Raw genomic sequence first — 14,554 nt, 5'->3', positions numbered from 1 at the left:
CCGGAGCGACGGGCACATGGGGGGTGTGAGATGGCGCCCCCGGCCGCTCCCCCGGGCGCCGGTCCTGCCTGGCTCACGCGCCGCCGAGGCGGTTGGCCGTGTGGACGGCGCGGAGCACCGCCGCGGCCTTGTTGCGGCACTCGGTGTCCTCGGCGACGGGGTCGGAGTCCGCGACGACGCCCGCGCCGGCCTGGACGTACGCCGTTCCGTCGCGCAGCAGGGCGGTGCGGATCGCGATGGCCGTGTCGGAGTCGCCGGCGAAGTCGAGGTAGCCGACGCAGCCCCCGTAGAGGCCGCGGCGGCTGGGTTCGAGCTCCTCGATGATCTGCATGGCGCGCGGCTTCGGGGCGCCGGAGAGGGTGCCGGCCGGGAAGCAGGCGGTGAGGACGTCGAAGGCGGTGCGGCCCTCGGCGACGCGGCCGGTGACGGTGGACACGATGTGCATCACGTGCGAGTACTTCTCGACCGACATGAAGTCGACGACCTCGACGCTGCCCGGCTCGCAGACCCGCCCCAGGTCGTTGCGGCCGAGGTCGACGAGCATCAGGTGCTCGGCGCGCTCCTTGGGGTCGGCCAGCAGTTCGTCGGCCAGGGCCTGGTCCTCCTGCGGGGTGGCGCCGCGGTGCCGGGTCCCGGCGATCGGGTGGACCATCGCGTGGCCGTCCTCGACCTTGACGAGCGCCTCGGGGCTGGAGCCCGCGACGTCGAAGCCGTCGAACCGGAAGAGGTACATGTACGGCGAGGGGTTGGTGGCCCGCAGCACCCGGTAGACGTCCAGCGCGCTTGCCGTGCACGGTGTCTCGAAGCGCTGGGAGGGGACGACCTGGAAGGCTTCGCCGGCCCTGATCCGCTCCTTCACGTCCTCGACGGCGTCCTGGTAGGCCTTGCCGCCCCACAGTGCGGTGTAGGGCGGGAGCTCGGAGGGCGGCAGGACGGCGGGGGCGTTCTCGACGGGACGGCGCAGGTCCCGCTCCATGGCGTCGAGCCGGGCCACCGCGTCGGTGTACGCCTCGTCGACGCCGGTGGCCAGGTCGTTGTGGTTGATCGCGTTGGCGATGAGCAGGACGCTGCCGGCCCAGTGGTCGAGGACGGCGAGGTCGGAGGTGAGCAGCATGGTCAGCTCGGGGAGCTTCAGGTCGTCGCCCGTGCTCTCGCCGATCTTCTCCAGCCGCCGCACGATGTCGTAGCCGAGGTAGCCGACCATGCCGCCGGTGAAGGGCGGCAGTCCGGACTCCTGGCCGTGCGGGGTGTGCAGGGTCTCGATGGTGGCGCGCAGGGCCTGGAGCGGGTCGCCGTCGACGGGGACACCGACCGGCGGGGTGCCCAGCCAGTGGGCCCGGCCGTCGCGGGCGGTGAGCGTGGCGGCGCTGCGTACGCCGATGAAGGAGTAGCGCGACCAGGTGCGGCCGTTCTCCGCGGATTCGAGGAGGAAGGTGCCGGTGCGCTCGCCCGCGAGCTTGCGGTAGAGGCCGACCGGCGTGTCGCCGTCCGCGAGGAGCCTGCGGGTGACGGGGATGACGCGCCGGTCGATGGCCAGCTTCCGGAAGGTGTCGAGGTCCATGGCGGCTGACCCTACTGTCCGAGGGGGAGGACGTCGGCGTCGAAACAGGTGCGCTCGCCGGTGTGGCAGGCGGCACCCGTCTGGTCGACCCAGACGAGGACGGTGTCGGCGTCGCAGTCCAGCGCGACGGACTTGACCTGCTGGATGTGGCCGGAGGTGTCGCCCTTGACCCAGTACTCCTGGCGGCTGCGCGACCAGTAGGTGCAGCGGCCGGTGGTCAGGGTGCGGTGCAGCGCCTCGTCGTCCATCCAGCCGAGCATCAGCACCTCGCCGGTGTCGTACTGCTGGGCGATGGCCGGGACGAGGCCGTCGGCGCCGCGCTTGAGGCGGGCGGCGATGGCGGGGTCGAGTCCGCCGGCGGGCGGTGGGGTGCCGGGCGTGGGCGTGGGCGTGCTGGTCATATGCCCATTGTGCCGTGGCCGGGAGGGCCGTCCGGGCGTGCGTCCACTGGGCGGACGCTGGACACCGGTCGTACGCTGGCGGACATGTCGACCCATGCGAAGCGCGAACGACTTCTGCTTGCCGACCTGTTGGAGGCGGCGGGCCCGGAGGCCCCGACCCTCTGCCACGGCTGGACGGCCCGGGATCTGGCGGCCCATGTGGTGGTGCGGGAGCGCAGGCCCGACGCGGCGGCCGGGCTGGTGATCGGCCCGCTGAAGAGCCGGAGCGAGCGGATCAGGGACGAGTTCACCTCGAAGCCGTACGAGGAGCTGATCCAGCTCATCCGTACGGGTCCGCCGCGGATGTCCCCGTTCGGCGTGAAGCAGCTGGACGAGGCGGCCAACACCGTGGAGTTCTACGTCCACACGGAGGACGTGCGCCGGGCCCAGCCCGACTGGTCGGCGCGGGAGCTGGACCCGGTCTTCTCCGATGTCCTGTGGTCGCGCACCGAGAAGGCGGCGCGGGTGCTGGGGCGGAAGGCTCCGGTGGGGCTGGTACTGCGGCGTCCCAACGGTCAGACCGCGGTCGCGCACAAGGGCACCCCGGTGGTGACGGTGACCGGTGAGCCGGGCGAGCTGCTGCTGTTCGCGTTCGGGCGGCAGGACGCGGCGCGGGTGGAGCTGGAGGGCGAGCAGGACGCGATCTCCCGGGTGACGACGGCGAAGCTGGGGATGTAGCTCAGCGCGGGAGTTCCGCACGCCGCAGCGCGGCGGGCAGCAGGCCCGCGACGGCCCCCGCCGCGCACAGCGAGGCGCTGGCGACGAAGACCGGGCCGGTGCCCCAGAGCGCCACGGCCGCACCGGTGACGGGGTAGCTGAGCGGCGCCAGGGCGTGGGTGAACAGGGTCGAGACCGAGGTGATCCGGCCCAGGTAGGCGGGGTCGGCGGCGGTCTGCGTGAGAGCTCCGCACAGTGCGCCGCCGAGGCCGGCGAAGAGCCCGACGAGGAGGGCGGCACCGGCCGCGAGCGGCACCGAGGGCGCGTAGGCCAGGGCGGCGATGGCGGCCGCGCCGATCAGCACGGTGAGGCACATGGTGAGCCCGGCCCTGGGGACCCGGCCGCGCACGGCGAGCACCAGGGCTGAGGCGCCCGCGCCGATGCCGAAGGCGGCGACGATCCAGCCCATCCCGGAGGCGCCCCAGCCACGCTCCTCGCTGAGCAGGATCAGACCCAGGTTGAGCGGGCCGACGAAACCGAGTTCGCTGATGGCGACGACGATCATCAGCGGGCGGAGCAGCGGGTGGCGGCGGATGTGGCGCAGCCCGTCGACGAGTTCGCGCCAGGCAGTGCCGGCGGGTACCGCGTCGGCCGGGTCCGCCGCCGGCAGCGGGCGCATCCGCACAGCGAGCAGCAGCGGCAGCGAAACGGCGAAGAGCACACCGGCCGCGGCGAAGCCGAGGGCCGGCCCTCCGACCGCGACGGCGACGCCGCCGAGCGGGGCGCCGACGACGGTCGCGGTCCGGGTGGCGAGGCCGCGCATCCCCTGGACGCGGGCGAGCTGGCCGGCAGCGGTGATCCGGGGCGGCAGGGCGCCGACGGCCGGCAGGAAGAGGGCGTCGGCCGCGCCGAAGACCAGGGCGACGACGAGCAGCATCCACACCGTGGGCGAGGTGAGGAGGAGCGCCCCGGCCAGGCCGAGGATGACGAGGCAGCGGACGGTGTCGCTCACGAGCACGACGCGGCGCGGCCCGAACCGGTCGGCGAGCACTCCCCCGCCGAGCAGCAGCAGGGCCCTGGGGATGGCGCCGGCCGCCAGTACCAGGCCGGTCTGGGAGGCGCTTCCGGTGCGGGCGGCGGCCCAGGCGAGGGCCATGTAGTAGAGGTTGTCGCCGACCGTCGACGCGGTGTAGGCGCCGAGCCAGCGCAGGACGTTGCCGTCGCGGTGGGCGGGGCGCCGCGGCGCTTCGGTGGCGCTGAGGGTGACGGTCACGGGGTCGTCCTCTCCGGTGGCCGGGTCAGGTCCGGAACGGGAAGCCGTAGAGGTGCAGCGCGACGTTCTCGCGGTTCTCCGTGTCGCCGGCCTCGTCCCGGGCACGGCCCTGCTCCTCGTACCGGTTGATGACCGCGTGCAGCTCGCGTTCGAGCGAGGAGAGCTCCTCGGGGTTCAGCCGGGCCAGGTACTCCGAGGTGAAGGAGCTCTTGCGCCACGGGGGCGTCCAGCTCCGGTACGCGTCCAGGAAGCGGCGGTACAGCTCGATGTGCTGGTCGAACGAGAGCCGGCTGACGGCGGTGTGGGTGGCGGCCTTCTCGGGTGCGTCGCTGAAGTCCTCGTCGTGGAAGCGCAGCCCCTTGGAGGCGGGCTGCCACCAGCGTTCGCGGCCGTCCCTGCCCGGTCCTTCGGCCGCTTCGATCAGGCCGTGGTCGGCGAGCTTGCGCAGGTGGTAGCTGACCAGTGAGACCTGCTCGTCGACCTGCTCCGCGAGCTGGGAGGCGGTGGCCTGCCGGGTGATGTAGAGCGCCCGGTAGAGCTTCATCCGCAGCGGGTGCCCGAACGCCTTGAGGGTGCCGAGGTCGGACACCCGGCGTGTCTCGTTGCTTGCCATGCCTCGACCGTAGACAGGAAAGAAAACTTGCACAATATTTATTGCGCAATAAATGTTGTGCGATCCGGCCGGGGCCGGGCGCGGTCCCGGCCCACGCGGGAGCCGAGGTACCCCAGGAGGAATCCGGCCGGAATCGTGACGAGGCCCGGGGTCTGGAGCGGGAACCAGTGGAAGTCGCGGTCCGGGAAGAACGCGATCGGCGTGCCGGACACCGCGGGAGAGCTCACCATCAGCACGGCGATCAGCGGCAGCGTGCCGTACACCGTCCAGCGCACGCCCCGCGCGTCGAAGCCCGGCCGGAACAGCCCGTACAGCAGGACGGGCGGCAGTACGGAGGCGGCGGCCGCGAACGAGAGCGAGAGCAGCACCTGCGGATTGCGGTCATGGGTGAAGACCGACACCCAGACGGCGAGGGCGCCGGTCAGGACGACGGCCAGCCGGGCGCGCAGGATCTCACCCCCTGAGGACCGGCCGGCCGCACGGGTGCGGGCCCGCGCAGGGAAGTCACGGGCGAGTGACGAGGCGGCGGCCAGGGTGATGCCGGCCACCGCGGCCAGCGTCGTGGCGAACACCGCGCAGGCCACGAACGCGAACAGCAGGCTCTGCCGCGACCCGCCGGCGCCCGGGTCAAGGGCGCCCGTCACCAGCAGCAGCGCCGTACCGCCGGCCGGGTCCGCGGCCTGGAGGACCTTGCGGCCCAGCAGGGCGGACGCGCCGAGTCCGACCACGACGACACCCAGGCACAGGACACTCACCGGGGCCAGCGCCCAGCGGGTGGCGCGGCGCACGGTCCAGCTGTCCGGCATCGGGTGCAGCCGCATCATGATGTGCGGCATGCAGGCGGCCCCGAGGACCAGGGTGAGCTGGAAGCCGATCAGATCCAGGGCGCCGACGACCGTGTGGCCGAACTGCAGCCCGGGGCGGGCGTAGGCACCGCCCGCCCCGCTGCCGTTTTGGGCCGCGTCGAACAGGGCGAACGGGTTCCAGCCGTAGCGGGCGAGCACCAGTGCGGCGAGCAGGGTCACCGCGGCCAGCACCACCGCGACCTTCAGGATCTGGATGTAGCCGGTGCCGCGCATTCCGCCGACCGCGGAGTAGCAGACCATCAGCGCGCCGCCGGCGACGGTGCACCCGGTCAGCGCACCGTCGGGAAGCCCGAACACGGCGGCCATGACCCGCCCCGCGGTAGCCAGTTGCACCAGCAGCAGCGGGGTCAGGACGACCAGGACCGTGACGCCCAGGGCGCGGCGTACGGACGGGTCGCCGAGCCGGTCCGCGAGAAAGTCCCCGAGGGTGAACACGCCCTTGCGGCGCAGCGGTTCGGCCAGGATCCGCAGGACGAGAACCAGTGAGGCGACGGTGGCGACGGCGAACAGGACACCGTCGAACCCGGCGAGCGCGACGGCACCGGTGGTGGAGAGCAGGGTGGCCGCCGAGATGTAGTCGCCCGCGATGGCCAGACCGGCGCCGGCCGGGCCGAGTGCCGCGCTGCCGCCCGCGTAGAAGTGTTCCGGATCGTCCTGGTCCGCCGCGGCCAGCCCGCACAGCAGCAGGGAAACGGCGACGAATCCGAGGAAGACGACCACACCGAGCGACCGCGCGTCGAAGGCGCCGCTCACCGGTGCGCTCCCGGGGCGGGGGACCGGGTCGCGCTCTCGGGGGTGCCGGGTGTCGGGGGCAGTGGAGGCATGACGGACACGGCATCAGGCACCCGGTCGTACGTACAGCGGACGCGGCGGGTGCGGTGCGCGCGTACAGCCCGCACCGCCACGCGCTGTGCGGGAGTACAGCCGGCGCCCTCCGCTCAACCGGCCGGCAGGCGCACTGTGCGCGGAGGACGGCGGGTGCCCCGCTCAGCCGGCCAGCAGGCGGCGCGCCGCCAGCGCGAGCGATACCTCGACCGCGTCGGACGGGCGGGTCAGGCAGCGGCCGGTCAGCTGCTCGAAGCGGCGCAGCCGGTTCAGGACGGTGTTGCGGTGGCAGTAGAGCCGGGCTCCCGCCCGCTGGGCGGAGCCGTCGGAGTCGAGCCACGCGGTGAGCGTGTCGATGAGTACGCCTCGGTCGGCGGGGTCCAGCAGGTCCAGCGGCCCCAGCACCCGGTCGGCGAGGGCCGTGCCGAGGCCGGGGGACGAGACGACCAGGGCGGCGGGCAGCTGCTCGTCGAGCAGGACGGTGCCGCCGCCGGCGGGGCACGCCCGCAGGGCGGTCTCGGCGAGCCGCCGGGCGTCCCCGACGGCCGCCAGCCCGTCGACGACGGAGCTGATGCCGACCCGGGCACCGGGCGGGGCGGACAGCCCGGCGGCCAGGGCGGCGAGTTCGGCGTCGTCGGCCCGGCCGGGCCGCGCACCGGTCCCGTCCGGGGCGGCCGGTACGGACGTGCCGGTGAGCGCCGCGCGGTCTCCGGCGGCCGCGCCCGACCTCAGCGGCAGGATGGCGAACTCCGCGTCCGGGCCGGGGTGCCAGAGCGGGTCGGCGCCCGTGGGCAGCGCCATCGGCGGGTGCGCGGCGCCGTGCGGGGCGCGGCGGGCGGTGGAGACCGCGAGCACCGCGTACCTGCCGTGCTCCGGCAGCCCCAGCATCGCTGCGGCGTCCGGCAGTTCGGCGATCCGGGCGGTGCCGTCCAGCAGCGCCGCCGTCATCAGGCGCCGGCGGTTCTCCCGGCGCCAGGCCAGCCGGCGTTCCGTCCGCCGGTAGGCGTCGGTGACGACACCGCAGTGTTCGTCCACGAAGTTCCAGACGTCCGCCGCGATGTGGACCAGCAACCGGATGTCGTCGGGGTGCCGTCGCGCGGTCTCGTCCACCAGGCCCTGCCAGACCATCGCACCGCCCATCCGGAAGGCGTGCAGGACGGCGTCGAGGGGCAGGCCCTGTTCGGCCCGGACCTCCCCGATCCGCCGGGAGGTGCGGTGGGCGGCGTCCCGGAACTCCCGGGGCTGGATGAGCGATCCGACGTTGTGCCGCAGCGAGTGGTGCACCTCCTGCCAGATCTCCGCCGCGTCCGCCTCGATCGCCGAGCGGTAGGCGGGTTCCTGCTCCCGCAACGCCTCGACGAGCCGGTCCGTCAGCTCCGGCAGCGCCTCGATCAGCACCCGGGCGGCCCGGTGCAGTGCGGCGACGGCGTCGCGGTCGGCCAGCGAACGGAAGCGGCGTGGCACCGGCGCGACGGGTGACGGCCCGTGCACTGCCCTGACCCGTGAACGTACGACCTGCGGCATGGCGGCCTCCACCGGGATTCGGCCGGCTCCGGGAAACGGCCGGCTCCGGATCGCCCGGCCCGCCGTTGGGCATGAGCACACCGAACGATCCTGACGCCCGCAGAATGGCATACCGCCCAGTCGGTACCTAGGGGTCTGCGGCGTACTTCTCATCACGGTCCTGCAACCCCCCGGCTCCGGAGCCGCGTTGGGGCGCCGCGTCAGCCGCTCCGGCGGCCCAGCATCCCGGCCAGCTCCGTCCTGGAGCGCACTCCCAGCGCGGCGAAGACATTGCGCAGATGATGGTCGATGGTCCGGGTGCTCACCGAGAGCCGCAGCGCCACCTCTCGGTTGGTGGCGCCCTCGGCGACACAGCGGGCGATCCGCTGCTGTTGCGGGGTCAGCGCGGAGAACGGGTCCGCTCCCCCGGCCGGGGGAGCGTCCACCGCCTCGCCGGCGGCCCGCAGTTCACCGCCCGCCCGGTCCGTCCAGGCCCGCGCGCCGCACCGTTCGAAGGCGACCAGGGCGTCCCGCAGCGGCCCCCTGGCCTCCCGGGTACGCCGCCGCCGGCGCAGCCACGCCCCGTACAGCAGCTGGGTGCGGGCGCGTTCGAAGTCGCCGCCCGTGCGGTCGTGGTGGACGAGCGCCTCCTCGTACCGCCGCGCCGCCTCCCCGGGCGGTGCCAGCAGGGCGCGGCAGCGGGCCAGCAGCGCGGGGGCCGCCGGGTCGGTGGTGTACGTGACCCAGACGGCGAACTCCGCGACGGCGCCCCGGACCGCGTCCGCCCCTTCGCCCCGGTCCGCCCGCCCGGCCAGGACCGACGCCTCGACGAAGCACGGCACGGCGAGCACCCGGGCCGCGAAGTGCCCGCGCCGGGGGCCCGGCCCGACCAGGGGGCCGAGCCGGGCCGCCGCTTCGCCGGAGCGTCCGGCGGCCAGGTCCGCACGGGCGAGGGCCCAGACGGCAAGGGTCTCGGCCTGGGCGAGGGCGCGCGGCCCGGCACCCGCCAGCGCGGCGTCGGCATGCGCGGCGCAGGGCCGTGTACCGCCCTCCACTGAGGCGGCCAGTGCCAGCACGGCGTACAGGTGGGCGGCGGTGTTCGGCTGTCCGGTGCGGCAGGCGGCGCGCAGGCCCTCCAGGGCGTGGGCGCGAGCCCGTGCGTGGCGCCCGGCACGGAGTTCGGCGTACGCCAGGTGCTCCAGGGCCTGGGGCAGCAGGACGTCCGGGCCGCTCGCGCGAACGGCGGCCAGCGCCCCGGCCCCGGACCGGCACGCGGCGTCGATGTCGCCGAGCACCAGCGCCGCCACCCCGCCACGCAGCATTCCGGCGGGGTCCCGCGCCCGGCCGGAGGCGTCGAGGCACTGGCGCAACAGGGCGTGGCCCTCGGTGATCCGGCCACGCAGCATCGCGCACATCCCGTCGATGTAGCGGGCGAGGGCCCGGTCGGGGACGGGGACCGCGATCCGGGACATCGCGTCGAGGTAGGCGGGGGCGTCGCCCGCCGCCCAGGCGGCCTCGGCGGCGCCGAGCAGCGCGTCGAGGGCCCGGTGCGGATCGTGCGGGGCGAGCAGCGAAGCGGCGGTGAGCAGTTCCTCGCGGGCGTCGACGGCCGACCCGTCCCGCAGTGCGAGCAGGCCGCGCACGCGGTGCGCGCCGCCGTGCGGGGGCAGTCCGCCGACCCTGGCCAGCAGCGCGCGGGCCCGCCCGGCGTCGCCCGCGAGCCGGGTGCAGTCGGCGGCCTCGGCCAACCGGTCGGCCCGCAGCGTCTCGTCGGTGGAGAGCATCGCGGCGCGGGCGAGCGCGGCGGCCCGCTCGGCGTGCGTCCGCACCGTCGCCGCCGCCGCCTCCAGGGCGTCGGCGAGCGCGGCATCGGCGCCGGCGGCCGCACCGGCACGCTGGACGAGCGCCGCGAGGGCGGACGGCTCCGCCTCGGGGGCTGCGCGGGACCGGGCCGCCAGCAGGGTGGCGAGCAGTCCGTGCACCACCCGGCGGCGGTGCGGAGTGGCGCGGTACAGGACCGCCCGCCGCAGCAGCGGGTGGCTGAAGTGGACCCGGCCGCCCGCCCGCTGGAGCGCGCCCCCGGTCCCCGCGCGGGTGAGCAGTGCGCGGTCGAGCGCGGCCGGGCCGAGACCGGCCGCTACGGCGGCACGCAGCAGCAGGGCCGCGTCGGAGCCCGCGCCCTCCGGCTCGTGCTCCTCCGCGGCTGCCGCGAGCAGCAGGAGTGTGCGGGCGTCCGGGGGAAGCCCGTCGAGGCAGGCGGCGTGCGCCTCCAGTACGCCCTCGCCGCCGGGCAGCGGGGAGGGCAGCGCGGTCCGCCCGGCGAGCTGGTCGGGGGTGAGCCGGCCGCTGAGCCCGGTGAGCAGGCGCGGGTTCCCGGCCGCTTCCCGCAGCAGTTCGGCGCGGACCACCGGGTCGACCCGGTCGGCGGTGCCGGTGAGCCGGTCCAGGAGTGCGGCCGCCGCGTCGTCGTCGAGCGGGCCGAGCCGGAGGGCGGGCAGACCCGCGAACTCCGCCCCGTCCCCGGCACCGAGCACCACCGCGACCCGGCTGCCCGCACCGAGTCTGCGGGCCGCGAATCCGAGGGCGGCGCGCGAATCGGCGTCCCAGAGGTGCGCGTCGTCCACACAGACCAGCAGCGGTCGCTCCGCGCCGAGTCGTCGCAGCAGCACGAGCAGGGCCGCCGGTCCGATGCCGTCACGCAGCACCCGGTCGGGCGGCAGCGGGAGCGGGCCGGGCGCGGAGCAGAGCAGCGCGTGCAGCCCGCTGTGGGGCAGCCGTTGTTCGGCGGGGGCGGCGGTGGCGGTCAGGACGGGCCCGGTGCGGCGCTCGCGGTGCGCGGCGAGGGCTTCGGCGAGGAGTGCGGTGCGGCCGGTGCCGGGCAGCGCGGTCAGCACCAGCGCCCCGCCGTCACCGTCGCCCAGCCGCGCCGACAGCGTTTCCAGGATGGCGAGTTCACCGCTGCGGCCGTACAGCCGGAGGGGACTGTGCACGGTCGTCGTCGGGGTCACGACCGGCACGTTACTTCCGCGTTAACGAGCCCGGAAGGTGCGCGTCCGCCCCCGCCCGGTTACGGGGCGCCCTCCCAGGGCGGCCCGCGATCGGCTGTGCGCGCACACAGCCGATCGCGGGAAAGGGCCGGACCGCGGTTCGCGGTCCGGCCCCTCACCCGCCGTCAGGGACTATGAGGTGTGGGGGCAGTTGCCCCGGGACTCGGCGACCGTCAGGCTCACCGCCGGCAGCGGGCACAGGAACTGCTCGTACCTGGTGTCGTTGTCGATGAAGCGCTTCAGCCACGAGACGCTGTACTTCGCGATCGTGGTGTTGGAGGAGTTCGGGGTGAAGTGCGTGGCCCCGCGCAGCTCCACGTAGGCCTTGTCCAGGGTGCTCGGGAGCGACCGGTAGAACGGCTCGGAGTGGGTGGCGACGGGGGCGATCGTGTCGCCGTCGGCGCCGAAGATCAGGGTGGGGGTACGGACCTCCGGCCAGGTGGTGTCGAGGTCCCAGCCGGTCAGCGGGATCGCCGCCTTCAGCGAGGTGCGGCTCTTCGCGGCTTCCAGCGTGCCGCCGCCGCCCATGGAGTGGCCCATCACGCCGAGCCTGGTGGTGTCGATCCGGCTGCGCACCGGGCTCGTCTTCGTCAGGTAGTCGAGGGCGGCGAGGAGCTGGCGGCCCCGGCTGTCGGGCTGGTCGAGTGTGGTGTTGGTGTCGATGGTGAAGACGACGAAGCCCTGTGAGGCGAGCCGGGGTCCGAGCCAGGCGATGCTGGACTGGTAGGCGGTGAAGCCGGGCGAGATGGCGACCGCGCCGAAGGTGCCGTCCGCGGTGGACGTCGGGTAGTAGACCGTGCCGCCGCCGAAGCCGCTGACGCTCAGCGAGGAGACGCTGGTCTGCGAGACCGCGTACGGACCGCGGCTCGCCTCGATACTCGAACTGCTCGGGGCCGGGCCGCGCTCGTAGGGGTTGTCGGCGGCCTGGGCGCCCGGCATCAGCGCCGTGCACAGACCGGCGGTGGCCACGGTCGCGGCCAGCAGGCCCCTGACGACACGGGCGCGGCTCTTGGACATCCGGTGGCGCGGGGAGATGTCGCCGGAGGGGAGGTGCTGCTGCACGAGGGGGGTCCTCTCGGTCGTGGCGGGAGCCACGCCGGGCAGGGTCCGGGGGCCCGTCGTCACCTTGGGCCTTCGGGGTGCACCGCGTGGCGACCGCCGTGTTTCTCTGGCGGTCGCCACTCTCGCGGTGCACCCCGGGCCCACGCATCGGCAACTTCACCGGCCTCGCGGCCGGTTACCCCGGCCCGTGCTCAGCGGACCGGGTGCCCGGCCTCCCGGAGGGCGCCCTTGACCTCGGAGATCCGCAGGTCGCCGAAGTGGAAGACGGACGCGGCGAGGACCGCGTCGGCTCCCGCGCCGACGGCCGGCGCGAAGTCCGCGAGCCGGCCCGCGCCGCCGGAGGCGATGACGGGGACGCTCACGTGCGTGCGTACGGCCGCGATCATCTCGGTGTCGTAGCCGTCCTTGGTGCCGTCGGCGTCCATCGAGTTGAGCAGGATCTCGCCCGCGCCGAGCTCGGCGGCCCGGTGCGCCCATTCGACGGCGTCGATGCCGGTGCCCTTGCGGCCGCCGTGCGTGGTGACCTCGAAGGTGCCGGCGGGGGTGCGGCGGGCGTCCACGGAGAGCACCAGGACCTGGCGGCCGAAGCGCTCCGCGATCTCCCGGATCAGTTCGGGGCGGGCGATGGCCGCGGTGTTGACGCCGACCTTGTCCGCGCCGGCCCGCAGCAGCTTGTCGACGTCGTCGGTGGTGCGGACGCCGCCGCCGACGGTGAGCGGGATGAAGACCTGCTCGGCGGTGCGGCGCACCACGTCGTAGGTCGTCTCGCGGTCGCCGCTGGACGCGGTGATGTCGAGGAAGGTCAGCTCGTCGGCGCCCTCGGCGTCGTACAGCTTCGCCATCTCGACGGGGTCACCGGCGTCGCGCAGGTTCTGGAAGTTGACACCCTTGACGACGCGGCCCTTGTCCACGTCGAGGCAGGGGATGACACGTACGGCGAGGGTCATCGCGCACCTGCCCGGTAGGCCTCGACCTCGACCTCGACGACGAGGCTCGGGTCGACGAAGCCGGACACGATGATCATGGATGCGGCGGGGCGAACGTCGTCGAACAGCTCCTTGTGCGCGCGCCCGACCTCGTCCACGTCCCGGGCGTGCGTGATGTACATCCGGGTACGGACGACGTCCTCGCGGCCCAGACCGAGCTGCGCCAGCGCCGAGAAGGCGACTTCGAAGGAGTTGACGGCCTGCTCGTGCGGGCTGCCCGCGGCGATCTGCCCGTTGACCACGGAGGTGCAGCCGGCCACCAGGACGAGCCCGTTGGGGAGCTCGACCGCGCGGGAGTAGCCGAACCGCTCCTCGAAGGGGACGCCGGAGGAGATCCGCTTGACGGAGTCGGTCATGCGGCGACCGCCTTGAGTGCCTCTTCCAGGGTGAACGCCTCCGCGTAGAGCGCCTTGCCGACGATGGCGCCCTCGACGCCTTCGGGGACGAGCAGCGAGATCGCGCGCAGGTCGTCGAGCGACGAGACGCCGCCCGAGGCGACGACGGGGCGGTCGGTGGCGGCGCAGACGTCCCTCAGCAGGCCGAGGTTGGGGCCCTGCAGCGTGCCGTCCTTGGCGATGTCGGTGACGACGTAGCGGGCGCAGCCCTCGGCGTCGAGGCGGGCCAGGGTCTCGTAGAGGTCGCCGCCGTCGCGCGTCCAGCCCCGGCCGCGCAGCGTGGTGCCGCGTACGTCGAGGCCGACGGCGATCTTGTCGCCGTGCTCGGCGATGACCTTGGCGACCCACTCGGGGGTCTCCAGGGCAGCGGTGCCGAGGTTGACGCGGCGGCAGCCGGTGGCGAGGGCGGCGGCGAGCGTGGCGTCGTCGCGGATGCCGCCGGACAGCTCGACCTTGATGTCCATGGCGCCGGCCACCTCGGCGATGAGGGCGCGGTTGTCGCCGGTGCCGAAGGCGGCGTCCAGGTCGACGAGGTGCAGCCACTCGGCGCCGGAGCGCTGCCAGGCGAGGGCGGCCTCCAGCGGGGAGCCGTAGGAGGTCTCGGAGCCGGACTCGCCGTGCACCAGGCGGACCGCCTGGCCGTCGCGTACGTCTACGGCGGGGAGCAGTTCAAGCTTCGGCATTACAGCGTCTCGATCCAGTTGGTCAGCAGCTGGGCGCCGGCGTCGCCGGACTTCTCGGGGTGGAACTGGGTGGCCCACAGCGCGCCGTTCTCCACGGCCGCCACGAACCGTTCGCCGTGCGTGGCCCAGGTGACCCGGGGGGCGCGGATGTTGGCGTTGGTGACTTCGAGGGACCAGTCGTGCGCCGCGTACGAGTGCACGAAGTAGTACCGGGCCTCGGGGTCGAGCCCGGCGAACAGCCGGGAGTCCTCGGGGGATTCGACGGTGTTCCACCCCATGTGCGGGACGACGTCGGCCTTGAGCGGGCCGACGGTGCCGGGCCACTCGTCGAGTCCCTCGGTCTCCACGCCGTGCTCGATGCCGCGCTCGAAGAGGATCTGCATGCCGACGCAGATGCCCATGACGGGGCGCCCACCGGCGAGCCTGCGGCCGATGATCCATTCACCGCGGGCCTTCTTCAGCCCCTCCATGCAGGCGGAGAACGCACCGACGCCGGGCACCAGCAGCCCGTCGGCGTTCATCGCGGTGTCGAAGTCGCGGGTGATCTCGACCTCGGCGCCGACCCGGGCGAGGGCGCGCTCGGCGGAGCGGATGTTGCCGAAGCCGTAGTCGAAGACGACGACCTTCTTCTTGTTGTCCACGG

The 14,554-nt window shown here is 74.4% G+C and carries 13 protein-coding genes; 1 reads left to right on the top strand and 12 read right to left on the bottom strand.

Going from position 1 to position 14,554, the window contains the following annotated elements; genetic code table 11:
• Positions 1–73: 73 nt before the first annotated feature.
• Both ACGFU6_RS27275 and hisI read right to left on the bottom strand, forming a co-directional pair.
• A complete protein-coding gene (locus ACGFU6_RS27275; RefSeq protein ID WP_393614619.1) occupies positions 74–1,561 on the bottom strand; it encodes an anthranilate synthase component I in 1,488 nt (495 codons plus the stop codon).
• Between the two features lie 11 nt (positions 1,562–1,572).
• Complete coding sequence (hisI, locus tag ACGFU6_RS27270) at positions 1,573–1,962, bottom strand: phosphoribosyl-AMP cyclohydrolase (RefSeq protein WP_393614617.1); 390 nt, start codon at positions 1,960–1,962, stop codon at positions 1,573–1,575.
• An 84-nt stretch (positions 1,963–2,046) separates the two neighbouring features.
• On the opposite strand from hisI, the gene ACGFU6_RS27265 reads away from it, so the two are divergent.
• Positions 2,047–2,679 (top strand): TIGR03085 family metal-binding protein, encoded by a 633-nt coding sequence (locus tag ACGFU6_RS27265; RefSeq protein ID WP_393614615.1) that lies wholly within the window; start codon positions 2,047–2,049, stop codon positions 2,677–2,679.
• A 1-nt stretch (position 2,680) separates the two neighbouring features.
• Here the strand turns inward: ACGFU6_RS27265 and ACGFU6_RS27260 are convergent, their stop codons facing one another.
• From ACGFU6_RS27260 to hisH, 10 genes are all read right to left on the bottom strand, one after another.
• A complete protein-coding gene (locus tag ACGFU6_RS27260) occupies positions 2,681–3,931 on the bottom strand; it encodes an MFS transporter (RefSeq protein ID WP_393614613.1) in 1,251 nt (416 codons plus the stop codon).
• Between the two features lie 25 nt (positions 3,932–3,956).
• On the bottom strand, positions 3,957–4,544 hold the full coding sequence (locus ACGFU6_RS27255; protein WP_393614612.1) for an ArsR/SmtB family transcription factor: 588 nt from the start codon (positions 4,542–4,544) through the stop codon (positions 3,957–3,959).
• Between the two features lie 38 nt (positions 4,545–4,582).
• The gene (locus tag ACGFU6_RS27250; RefSeq protein WP_393614611.1) at positions 4,583–6,163 is read right to left on the bottom strand and encodes a cation acetate symporter; all 1,581 of its coding nucleotides are present in this window, start codon (positions 6,161–6,163) and stop codon (positions 4,583–4,585) included.
• Positions 6,164–6,397: 234 nt separating this feature from the next.
• Positions 6,398–7,759, bottom strand: a complete 1,362-nt coding sequence (locus tag ACGFU6_RS27245; protein ID WP_393614609.1) for a helix-turn-helix domain-containing protein — start codon at positions 7,757–7,759, stop codon at positions 6,398–6,400.
• A gap of 200 nt (positions 7,760–7,959) precedes the next feature.
• A complete protein-coding gene (locus tag ACGFU6_RS27240) occupies positions 7,960–10,746 on the bottom strand; it encodes a LuxR C-terminal-related transcriptional regulator (protein WP_393614608.1) in 2,787 nt (928 codons plus the stop codon).
• Between the two features lie 171 nt (positions 10,747–10,917).
• Positions 10,918–11,847: an alpha/beta hydrolase family protein gene (locus tag ACGFU6_RS27235; RefSeq protein WP_393614607.1), complete on the bottom strand. Its 930-nt coding sequence runs from the start codon at positions 11,845–11,847 to the stop codon at positions 10,918–10,920.
• 191 nt (positions 11,848–12,038) lie between these two features.
• Positions 12,039–12,794 carry an imidazole glycerol phosphate synthase subunit HisF gene (gene hisF, locus ACGFU6_RS27230; RefSeq protein ID WP_393614606.1) on the bottom strand — a complete coding sequence of 252 codons (756 nt, stop codon included), beginning with the start codon at positions 12,792–12,794 and terminating at the stop codon, positions 12,039–12,041.
• Positions 12,791–13,189, bottom strand: coding sequence for a RidA family protein (locus ACGFU6_RS27225; RefSeq protein WP_393614604.1), 399 nt, complete (start codon positions 13,187–13,189; stop codon positions 12,791–12,793). The genes hisF and ACGFU6_RS27225 overlap by 4 nt, the downstream gene beginning before the upstream one ends.
• A complete protein-coding gene (gene priA, locus ACGFU6_RS27220) occupies positions 13,186–13,911 on the bottom strand; it encodes a bifunctional 1-(5-phosphoribosyl)-5-((5-phosphoribosylamino)methylideneamino)imidazole-4-carboxamide isomerase/phosphoribosylanthranilate isomerase PriA (protein ID WP_123526613.1) in 726 nt (241 codons plus the stop codon). The genes ACGFU6_RS27225 and priA overlap by 4 nt, the downstream gene beginning before the upstream one ends.
• On the bottom strand, positions 13,911–14,552 hold the full coding sequence (gene hisH / locus ACGFU6_RS27215; RefSeq protein ID WP_393614602.1) for an imidazole glycerol phosphate synthase subunit HisH: 642 nt from the start codon (positions 14,550–14,552) through the stop codon (positions 13,911–13,913). The genes priA and hisH overlap by 1 nt, the downstream gene beginning before the upstream one ends.
• Between the last annotated feature and the right edge of the window lie 2 nt (positions 14,553–14,554).

Origin of the sequence: Streptomyces sp. NPDC048462 (assembly GCF_043200175.1) — a bacterium.
In the GTDB taxonomy this organism is placed as follows: domain Bacteria; phylum Actinomycetota; class Actinomycetes; order Streptomycetales; family Streptomycetaceae; genus Streptomyces.
This window is presented reverse-complemented; position numbering and strand designations above follow the sequence as displayed.